At 64.7% G+C, this 8,927-nt stretch carries 8 protein-coding genes and 1 pseudogene; 2 read left to right on the top strand and 7 right to left on the bottom strand.

The genetic code is table 11. From position 1 onward, the window contains the following. The first annotated feature begins 139 nt into the window (after nt 1–139). On the top strand, nt 140–1,564 hold the full coding sequence (locus GOOTI_RS24715; RefSeq protein WP_051997901.1) for an AAA family ATPase: 1,425 nt from the start codon (nt 140–142) through the stop codon (nt 1,562–1,564). Between the two features lie 16 nt (nt 1,565–1,580). Here GOOTI_RS24715 and GOOTI_RS08050 read toward each other — a convergent pair whose 3' ends face one another. The 6 genes from GOOTI_RS08050 to GOOTI_RS08020 all read right to left on the bottom strand — a co-directional run bounded on the left by GOOTI_RS08050 (nt 1,581) and on the right by GOOTI_RS08020 (nt 6,342). Continuing rightward, entirely contained in the window at nt 1,581–1,826 is a 246-nt protein-coding gene (locus tag GOOTI_RS08050; protein ID WP_039993760.1) for a hypothetical protein, read from the bottom strand. A gap of 74 nt (nt 1,827–1,900) precedes the next feature. After that, complete coding sequence (locus tag GOOTI_RS08045; RefSeq protein ID WP_007238076.1) at nt 1,901–2,899, bottom strand: hypothetical protein; 999 nt, start codon at nt 2,897–2,899, stop codon at nt 1,901–1,903. A gap of 152 nt (nt 2,900–3,051) precedes the next feature. Next, entirely contained in the window at nt 3,052–3,510 is a 459-nt protein-coding gene (locus GOOTI_RS08035; RefSeq protein WP_007238075.1) for a hypothetical protein, read from the bottom strand. After that, nucleotides 3,507–3,776: a hypothetical protein gene (locus GOOTI_RS08030; protein ID WP_007238074.1), complete on the bottom strand. Its 270-nt coding sequence runs from the start codon at nt 3,774–3,776 to the stop codon at nt 3,507–3,509. The genes GOOTI_RS08035 and GOOTI_RS08030 overlap by 4 nt, the downstream gene beginning before the upstream one ends. A gap of 141 nt (nt 3,777–3,917) precedes the next feature. Beyond that, nucleotides 3,918–4,472 carry a helix-turn-helix domain-containing protein gene (locus GOOTI_RS08025; RefSeq protein WP_039993757.1) on the bottom strand — a complete coding sequence of 185 codons (555 nt, stop codon included), beginning with the start codon at nt 4,470–4,472 and terminating at the stop codon, nt 3,918–3,920. A 154-nt stretch (nt 4,473–4,626) separates the two neighbouring features. Continuing rightward, nucleotides 4,627–6,342, bottom strand: coding sequence for a hypothetical protein (locus GOOTI_RS08020; protein WP_007238072.1), 1,716 nt, complete (start codon nt 6,340–6,342; stop codon nt 4,627–4,629). A 648-nt stretch (nt 6,343–6,990) separates the two neighbouring features. Between GOOTI_RS08020 and GOOTI_RS08015 the strand changes: the two genes are divergently transcribed. Continuing rightward, complete coding sequence (locus GOOTI_RS08015; protein ID WP_169315797.1) at nt 6,991–7,977, top strand: AAA family ATPase; 987 nt, start codon at nt 6,991–6,993, stop codon at nt 7,975–7,977. 153 nt (nt 7,978–8,130) lie between these two features. On the opposite strand, the pseudogene GOOTI_RS26095 reads toward GOOTI_RS08015, so the two are convergent. After that, nucleotides 8,131–8,927 (bottom strand): annotated as a pseudogene (locus GOOTI_RS26095) (hypothetical protein); the annotation flags it as partial.

Genomic DNA, 8,927 nt, shown 5'->3' with positions numbered 1-8,927 from the left:
CGGTCTCGTTCATAACTCTTATGGTGGCGTACCTGCATATTTTGGTGCGGCACCTGTTGTTGGGCTCTGTGGTTGCCGCGGATGAAGAAATGCGCGTGCCAAGCTGTAGCACAAGACACTGACATCGCGGTCCGAAGCGATGTCCTCGAGCAAGGAGACGCCGTTGTCCACGATCACCGGCACCACAATGCGGTTCGCTGGTGTTGTCCGCGAGGGCATGCCGCGGGCGATGTTCCGGTCACCACTAGGCGACTGGGTTGTCGTCAAACGCAGTCACGGTTTCGACGCCTTCGGCGGCGGTGACGGCGACAATGAAGGCCTCGTAACCCGTGAACGTTTCGCCGACGAGCAACGACAGAAGGCGCTGCGCTCTCTGGTGTCAGAGGGCTCCTGGTTTTCGGAGGAAGACGACGTCGCTGTCGGCGACGCCGACTACACCATCAAGACGGGATTCGCTGAGGTTCATGAAGGAGCGGTGGAGTTCGATGCCGCCGGCAATGTTGTTGACCCCAGCATGATCTTGCGTGCAGTGGAGACTGGCCACGGCCAGCGAGTGCGAGCTCGTGCCATTCCCCTGCACCTCGACGATGTCGTCGACGTCGGCGACAGACCCGCGCCCGCTAAGCCGGCCACCCACCAGTTCATGGGGATACGACCTACCTCACCTGAACCTGAACCTGACGAGACGGTCGACTACGTCGACACCGCCGGTGCAGGCGCAGACGGGTCGATCGAGCTGCGGAACGGCGAACGGTACATGCCGCGAGAGTTGTTCGGTCGCCGCGACGTTGATGTGCTTCGCGAGATCAGGGGACGCCATCATGTGCGGTTGGTCGGTCCGCCCGGCGGCGGAAAGACCACTCTCCCGCAGGCGGCGTTCGGTGATGAGTTGATCACGGTGCAGGGCGTGAAGAGCTTGACGGCCGCCAGCTTGCTGGGCCAGTTCCTGCCGACCGACCCCGGGAGTGGTGCGGCGTGGACGTGGTCTGATGGCCCGCTGACTGTTGCTATGCGCGAGGGCAAGGTGCTGTTGATCGACGAAATCAACCGTGCCGGTGACGAAGTGGAGGCGGCGATTCTGTCGGCGACCGACAGTCGAGCCGAAATCGTCATCGCTGATCGCCCAGATCTGGATCCGATTCAGGCGGCCGACGGGTTCATGGTCGTCATCACCTACAACGATCATGATCACGGCACGCGCCCATTGTCGGCGGCTTTGCGGCGACGGATGCCGGTCGAGTTGCGCGTTGACAGCGACTACGCGATCGCCGCCAAGCAGGGTGTTGACGACAAACTGATCCTGGTCGCCAACAATCTTCGTTCTGCGGCGACGGCTTTCGCCGCCACCCACAACACCACCCCCCGCTGGTACCCGCAAACACCTGATCTTGTTGCGGCCAATGCGATGTTGGCCTCGTTCGGTGTTGAAGCGGCTGCTGGAGTGTTCACCGCGTCATGCCCGGACTCCACGATGCATGATCAGATTCGGGACGTGTTCACCTCGGTGTTCGGTCTCGAGGTGGAGGAGACGTCACTCGGCGGAATCTACGATTCTGCTCGGTGAGGCGCCCGGGCGGCGTTCAACGCCCAGGCGTGTCACCCAGTTCGGGGAAAGCCGCAAGAATGCCATGCAGGTCGCAGTCGACCTGCATGGCATTGATCATTGCGGCGGCAACGTCAACTGCGTGAACTTGGGGTTCTGGGGCGAATGTCCATCGCACACCGGTCGGCAATGTGATCGGCTGCCGCAGAGTTAACAGTCGCAGCACCTCGTTCACGACTGCGGGGCTTCCGGAGAGCGCACCTGGCGAGTCGACGTCGTTCACTGATTCCCGGCTCCACGCCACCGACGACCCGTCTTTGCCTGCAAGGCCAAACGTGTTGGCTCGCGTGGGCGAGGTCATAGTGCCGTCCACACGCCGAGCACGAACGCACGGTGGTGGTCGTCGCGGGTGCGGTACCCGTCGCCGACCAGTCCACCGAGACGGCCTTCGAACACGGCCTCAGCTCCCACCGCGAGAGCCTCTTGGCGGCCGTCGATGCCGATTCCTGTCGCAGCGTGCACGATGTGCTGGTCGCGGCGGGTGACTCGGCGGGCGTAGGCGTGAGCGGCCGCTGCCACCGCAGGTATCACTTCCTCGGCCCGATGCACGAGCGCATGATGATGCGGGACTGAGGTCGACGATGTCGTCGCCGTCTGTGTGGTGAGCTCATCGAGCCAGGACGTCGGGTAGACGTCGAAGATGGTGTTCGTTGTTGTGTTGCGGAAGCCGAGCGGCCGAACCTGGCCGATCACCTCAAGGTAGGTGGTTTTCCGGATCGCCTGACGGTGTGTCGCCTCATCGTCCAGTCCCGCCGCAATCTGTGACAGTTTCAGGAAATGTGTTTGGGCGGCCGCGTATTCAGAGTGCACACTGTCTCGCCATCGACGCTCGCGGCCGGGAAGGGATGCATCGAACAACAGGTCGTGTGGGATGGCGTCTTTGGGGCCAAGTTTGTGTGTTCGACGCACTTTGGCGTGCACGGCAGCCCACTGCCGGTGGCGTTTCTCAAGGTCTCGGCGCGCTGCAGCGAGAGCGCCGTCGTCGACTGGGTGTGGCTGGCAGTCTGCGGCGTCGATACGTGCGGCGATCAGCGGGTCGCACACGGCGATGACGTGCGTTCCGACCACCCGGACAGCGGATTCGAACTTGGCTTCCAGCGCAGGGTTGGCTTTGTAGGTGGCGTACGCAGCACGGCAGGCGCTGATCGCGGCGCCAATGTCAGCGTTGCGGGGCCGGGTGAGGACTGCGGTCGTTCCTGGGGCTGTGGCCGCCAGCCGCGTGGCGGTGTAGCGCGCTCGGCGCTGCTCACGTCGACGCGGGCCACGACATGCTGCGCACGGAGTGCTGCCGCACATGACGTCTCCTCGGTGTGCAGCCCGAATCAGTGATCCGGTTTGTGCTGCACTGCTTGGCTTCGATGTATGTAGCTGCGATCATATCGCGGTTGTCCGCGGCGTCGCGCTCCCCGAGACACCGCCGTCGGACCTCTGCCTGTGGCCGGTACCGGCTACAGGTATGCCGGGTGTGGTGACACGGTGCGAATTGGTATTGGTCTCGGGCCGCCTTCGAGGGTGATGGCCCGCACCATGCCTATGCCGTCACTCGGATCGACCCATGTGTCAGGCTGCGTGATGATTTTCCAGATGCGTACGAGTTGGTGTCGACGGCGCTCGATCAGGTACAGCAGCCGGTCGCACCATTGGTCTGCGTCGCAATCACATTCGTCGTACTCAGGCATCACTGGTCGCCGGGTGAGTGTTGCGTAGAGGCTGCGGATCGCGTAGCAACCATCTGCGGGATCGTCCCACAGGTACGGGCGGTTGGTGGTGTCTCGGATCGCGGCGATACGTTCGTCAAGAATGTCGAGGTGGCCCTCAATCACATCGATATGTTGTGACAGCCCGCAGGGGCATTCGGTGTCGCTGTAGGTGTCGACGGCGCTATCGCCCGAGTGGATGGCGGTCATGACGATGCCCGACCGTCGCGGCGCACTGGTGCTGCGATTCCCATCGTCACCCGTAGCCGGATGACCGCGTTGAACAACGCCTCCACTGTGGAGTCGGCGATCCCGACATGGTTGGCTGTTTCGCTTAGGGCGCTGCGAAATTCGGGGCTGTCGATCGCGCGGTCACATATCCCCGCGGTGCACGTTGCTAGGTGTTGTACGGCTGGGTCGAGCATCAGGACGACTGTTTCGATTTCGATGTCGCTGACGTTGTCGGCGAGGGACATGGCGGCGATCCTTTGCTGTGGCTTCGATGCAGTGCAGCCAGTATGCGAAGCACGTTTAAGCAGGTGCGGCACCAATCGCAGCCGGCTCCCTTAGTTGCAGCGGCCAATCCCGCTACTAGCGTCATCGAACGGCACGATGGGTCACGGTGAGCGTTGCCGATCGCGATGGCATTGCGGACAGGTGACCGGATCTTTCTCGTGGCCGTGAGCTCGTAGATCACGCGTAACGGTTGACGCGCTGGTGTCGAGCATTCTCACGATCTCTGCGGCGCTGCGCCCTCGCTGGTGTGCGATGAGGACTTCGCGGCGTCGACGCTCCGTCACCGACATTTTCCGCGCCAGGTAGTGATCGGCAGGGAGGCCAGCGATCTGCGCCAACTGTGTGCGAACCTCGTCCATAGAAGTCATGTGCCCGACGGCGACGCCAGCCCACACGCCCGAGAGCCGGCCGTGCGCGTAGAGGTGCTTGAGCGCATCGACCGCGCAGTACTGGATGACCGGACAGTAGGTGCAGGTTGCGATCTGATCTTGCGCGACGAGTGCCAGGCGCTGCCCTCGTGACACCTGCGGATCGAACTCGAGGTCGGTGTCTCGGCAGCGGGCCTGACGAAACCACGGCCACGCAGGGTTGACGACTTCCTCCACATGTGCGGCGTCGGAGTTCGTCACTGCTCGTGGAGTCGGCACGTTCAGCATCGCAGTCACAGCTGTCTCCGCTCTCGTGTGGACGACTTTCGTGACTCGATTATGGGAACCGCGTTTCACCGCGCCGTGACCAGCACGAATCCGGACAGCGGCAGTGGGTGTGGTGGGTGGGCACGCCAGTACTGCTGGCGTGCCCACCCAGCGGTCAGCTGGCCGCGAGAGCTTTCAGCGCGGCGCTGGCGATCACTTCTGAGAGCCGTGACGGGTCGGTGATCACTGCGGTGGTTGCCCCAGGCGGTGGCTGCATGTGCGCAGACGACGGCCGAGGGTTAGCGATCAGCCACAGCACCAGCACCCCTGCAGCGATGAGGCGCCGCGTTTCTGCGTACACCGCGTCTGCGTTGGGCAGTTTGGCGTCGGTGATGACAGCGACCACGCGCGCCGAGTTGTCTCGGGTGAGGCCGAGAATCCCATCGAGGGCTTGCAGCGCAGCAGGTAACCCGCTGGACGCGTTGCCGGTGGTGGCGACGGGGATGCCGCCGCCCACCTGTGTCGGCAGATGTGCGGCCGTGGAATGCCATGTCACGGTTGCGGTCTTGCCGTCACGTTCACGCGCAACCTGTCCCAGCATCCAGGTTGCGACACCGACCTGGTCGACCTGGTCGTCCATGCTTGGGGAAATGTCGGCGGCGATCCCCACGGTGAGGCGCGGCTGCTCACGTTGCCGCCGAACGGTGCGCGACCACGGCGTTGCTGTGGGGCGGGCGCCGTTGGCGCGCTGCGCGGCGCGGCGCAGCAGTTCGGATGAGTTTGTTGCGCCAGGCGGGGCCGTTTCACGTACGCGGGTGACGTCGACGCCGCGATCGGCTGCACGCCGCATGCGGCGCATCAAGTCACGCAGCTGTCGCTGGTCGGCGGCTGTGGGTCTGCGGTAGGTCACCTGATGCCGGGTGGTGCGAGCCTTCCGCGCCGAGGCGGCGACCTGCGCGGCGCGCGCCGACTGTTCGGCGCGGCGCTTCTCTGTTTCGGGTCCCGCACGCAGTAACCCGGCTGCAGCCTGCATGTTGGTCGCAGCGTCGGATGACGCCTTTTCGAGTGCTCGCACCAGTTGTCGACCAGCGGCGTCGGAGGGGGTGGGGGGTGTGGCAGTGGCGTCGGAGGGTGCGGGAGATGTGCCGCCGCCCGAACCTGGCTGTCTGGTCCCCTGCCTATCGCTGCTGCTGCCTGCATCGCCGGTGGTGTCTCCCATGCTGGCGGGGCTGTGATCGAGGCCGTCGTCGTGCTGGGGTGGCGATTGATCGCCGAGCGTGTCGGCGATGCGCTGTCCTTGCCGAAGAAGCTGCTCGGTGTCGGTGTCGGCGGTGTCGACGGCAATGTTGGTCGCTTCGGAGATGACAGCGACCTGCTCAGGGGTCAGCCACCCGGCACAGGCGGCGTCCAGGTCGAGCGAGGGGTCCTCATCGAGCACGCCACCAAGTAGTCTGCCGCCGACGAGGACGAGCAGTCGGGCGGCTTCGGCGGTCGAGTCGGGTGCACGCGTGCCGATGAGGTGGGCGGCTGACGCCTGCATCCATTGCCGGGTGTGCGGATGTGTTCGCGCCATGATCGACTCGATGCGCGGCTCTTCGAGGACCGTGGCCCATTCGGTTGCCTGCGGTTGTCCTCCGGCGAGGATGGGCGAGTGCTCTGCGTGCGATGTTTCGTGCGACAGCACACCGAGCGCGATCGGCGCCTGCGCACGGTGCCGTGGGTCGGTGAAGTCCAGTGTGCGTGGGTCGATTCCGTTGGGGAACACACGGGATGCGTCGATGCTGATGCGCGCGGTGGTGTGTTCGAAGACGCCGGGCGCGCGCACTCCCCCGGCGTAGAGACGGACGATCAGGTCTTGTCGGGTGGCGAGTTCATCTGCGATCGCGGTCATTGACCGCGACACCTGATCCCAGGAGCGGTCTGTCGTTGATGCTGTAGCGGCGGTCATCGGTGCCCTTTCCTAGTGGTTGCACCGATCGTGTCATCGGCCTCACTCGTTGCGCGGCAGATCGTTTCGCAGCTGCCGAGGCATGTGTGACACCCCTGTGCACGGCGACGACCTGGGATGCAACCCCACAGAATCGTTTGACCTGCACCTTTGCGGTTGTGCCGCACCGTATCTGGGTGGGCAGACAGTCTGTGTGCATCGCAAAGACACCAATATTGAAAGGGATACGCAATGACTACGGTTCGCGTCGCAGGGTTTCTCGTCCAGGACATATCCAGCCCCAGGAACAAGGTGTACGGCTCTATCGTGTGGCTGGATCCGGCTACTGGTGAGGCGAACATGGCGTCCGCGTACGGCCCAATGTCGCAGTTGCGCAACAAGACGCTGTCGCATGTGAGGGACCACGCACCGCAGACCTCCGCCCGAAACTCGCGGCCCGCGGTTGGGCACACCCCGCGATCGGTTGCTGACGCCTTCGCTGCGCGGTGGGACGAAAAAGTTTCGGGGCGCGGCTACAACACGTCTCTGGGCGGGCCTGTCGTGGTTGACGTCGACGGCGATCTACTGATCGATCATCAGACTGCAGTGCGAGTGGTCTTCGCCGACCACATCAAGGGTGTGGCAGCATCCGGCACCGTCGCAGAGGTCGCATCAGCGGCGCTCGGCACCCAAGCGAGTACAACGAACGTTGCTGCACCCAGCCGCGCCGCTCGACCAACTTTGCGCGGTTCGGGTAACGCCCCGGTGATCCTGCCGAACGGTGACCCCTACTATCCGCGCATGATCGGCGGCGTCACCGACGTTGATCTGCTGCGTAGCGCGCGCGCCAACGATATGGCGGTCGGATTCTATGGCGCCGCTGGCACAGGCAAGTCGACGGCTGCGCTCGCCGCGTTCGGTGACGAGTTGATCAGCTACACATTCCATGACGACTCGACACCGGCGTCGCTGATCGGGTCGTGGGTGCCTGATAACAGTGCTCCTTCGGGGTTCAGCTATCGCAAGGGGCCGTTGACTCGTGCCGCCGAAGAGGGACGCCCCTTCCTGGCGGATGAGCTAAGCCGCGCTCCACAGGGCACAATTCCGGCCTTGTTCTCCTTGTTGGACTCACGGCGTGAACTGGTCCTCGAAGACCTCGGCGGTGAAATCGTTTCCGCTGCCCCAGGGTTCACAGTTGTTGCTACCTGGAATGTTGAAGGCATTGGGGTGCGCGCACTCGACCCGGCGATGCTGCGGCGCCTTCCGATCAAGGTGGAGGTCACCCACGACTACACCGCCGCCGAACGGCGCGGCGTGAACCCGTCATTGTTGAAGGTGGCGCGCAATCTGGCAACGAGACGGGCAGCGGTTCTGGCCAATGGCGGTTTCCCGACGTGGGTGCCGTCAGTGCCGAACCTTCTTGCCTCGCAGACGATGCTGAACGCTGGTCTCGGTGAGGAAGTAGCTGTGGGCGCATTGGTCGCTGAGTGCCCGGTCGATGAGCGGCTGGACGACCCCGACGGCACCGGGACCGTGATGGACGTGATCAGGGAGGTATTCGATGTGGATAGTGCACTGACCACGGCGGCAGCGGCGTAACCCCTGGCCGGTGTGTGTGCGGCGACGCCACACACCGGCCACGCGTCGGACGCCGTGACGGACAGGTGTGGTGGTGTCGATGACACCGACAGAACAACAGCGCGGGTACCGGCCTCGTCGTGGAGGACGGCACCCGCGCTGTCGTTTTCGTGCTCAGCGGTGTGCGGCAGCAGCTTTCGTCGGCTGGCCAACAAGTTGCGCAACATCGATCTTAGGAAGCTCGATCTTGGGCACCTCGATCTTGGGGAGAACCGGCGCCGGCGGCGTCTGAGGCTGCGATAAGGGGGCGGGCGGAGCAGCTTGCGGCGTCTGAACCGCCTGCGGTTGCGGTGCGGCCTGCGGCTGTGGTGCGGCCTGCGGCTGTGGTGCGGCCTGCGGCTGTGGTGCGGCCTGCGGCTGTGGTGCGGCCTGGCCGGCCACATCGTGGGTTGCTGCGGCTGGCTGCTCAGCGGGTGCCGGTTCGGCAGCCTTGCTGGGTGCCCCCGACGGCCACGACGCGTGCAGGCCCGGAATCTGCTTCGCCAGGTTCTGGCTGATCGATTCGGTCATCTCCCGCGCCTTCGCTTCCGCATCGGCGGCCCCTGCACCCAGCAGACCGTAGGGTGCGCGTGCCTGCTCTGCAGACCATCCCGTCTTGAACTCGCGACCGGCCACGTTCGCTGACGCTGTCACGTCACCGCGATGATTGACCACGTAGCGGACAGGCGGCAATCCTGCCTTCTGCGCCGCCTCGGGCGGCAACACGAACTGGAACTGGTCGGGGCCCGTCACCGACGTGTGGGGTGTGCTTCCGCCACCCTGACCGGGTTCAGTCTTGTCCTGCTCCCACGGCTTGCCTGGCTTCGCGCCGGGATCGCCAGCGCCGAGCGTGTAGGCGGCGAGGCCTCCGATGGTTCCGCCGATCCCGAATCCCACTGCGGCAGCTGCGGCACCGAAGGCGGCCGCGCCGG

Origin of the sequence: Gordonia otitidis NBRC 100426, from assembly GCF_000248075.1 — a bacterium.
Lineage (GTDB): Bacteria > Actinomycetota > Actinomycetes > Mycobacteriales > Mycobacteriaceae > Gordonia > Gordonia otitidis.
The sequence above is the reverse complement of the archived record's forward strand: the minus strand, read 5'-3'. Positions and strand labels throughout refer to the sequence as shown.

Bases quoted from the DNA above. Each gene is read 5' to 3' on its own strand.
- GOOTI_RS08035 (WP_007238075.1), bottom strand. From the start codon at position 3,510: ATGACCGCCATCCACTCGGGCGATAGCGCCGTCGACACCTACAGCGAC.
- GOOTI_RS24715 (WP_051997901.1), top strand. From the start codon at position 140: ATGTCCTCGAGCAAGGAGACGCCGTTGTCCACGATCACCGGCACCACA.
- GOOTI_RS08030 (WP_007238074.1), bottom strand. From the start codon at position 3,776: ATGTCCCTCGCCGACAACGTCAGCGACATCGAAATCGAAACAGTCGTC.
- GOOTI_RS08045 (WP_007238076.1), bottom strand. From the start codon at position 2,899: ATGTGCGGCAGCACTCCGTGCGCAGCATGTCGTGGCCCGCGTCGACGT.
- GOOTI_RS08020 (WP_007238072.1), bottom strand. From the start codon at position 6,342: ATGACCGCGATCGCAGATGAACTCGCCACCCGACAAGACCTGATCGTC.
- GOOTI_RS08025 (WP_039993757.1), bottom strand. From the start codon at position 4,472: ATGCTGAACGTGCCGACTCCACGAGCAGTGACGAACTCCGACGCCGCA.